The organism is Pantoea sp. USMM079 (assembly GCF_037153115.1).
GTDB classification, from domain to species: Bacteria; Pseudomonadota; Gammaproteobacteria; order Enterobacterales; family Enterobacteriaceae; genus Pantoea; species Pantoea communis.
On record NZ_JBBCKX010000074.1, the window covers coordinates 1 to 414 of the forward strand.

The window sequence follows — 414 nt, forward strand, 5'->3', positions numbered from 1 at the left end:
CGGCTTCCTCTCTGAGAATGCCGATTTCGCCGAGCAGGTTGAGCGCTCTGGTTTTATCTTCATCGGCCCGAAAGCTGACACCATCCGCCTGATGGGCGACAAAGTGTCTGCGATCACCGCCATGAAGAAAACCGGTGTGCCGACCGTGCCAGGATCTGACGGCTCGCTGACCGATGACATGGATAAAAACCGTGCCATTGCCAAACGCATCGGCTACCCGGTCATCATCAAAGCCTCTGGCGGCGGCGGCGGTCGTGGTATGCGCGTAGTGCGCAGTGAAAAAGATCTGGAACAATCCATCGGCATGACGAAAGCGGAAGCCAAAGCGGCTTTCAACAACGACATGGTCTACATGGAGAAATTCCTCGAGAACCCGCGTCACATCGAGATTCAGGTGATGGCCGACGGCCAGGG

Annotated in this window: 1 protein-coding gene; it reads left to right on the plus strand. The window is 56.8% G+C overall.

All coding sequences use genetic code 11. The annotated features are described in order from the left end of the window. Window positions 1-414, plus strand: a 414-nt coding sequence (locus WFP70_RS26570) for an ATP-binding protein (protein ID WP_337024911.1), incomplete at both ends; no start/stop codon positions are given.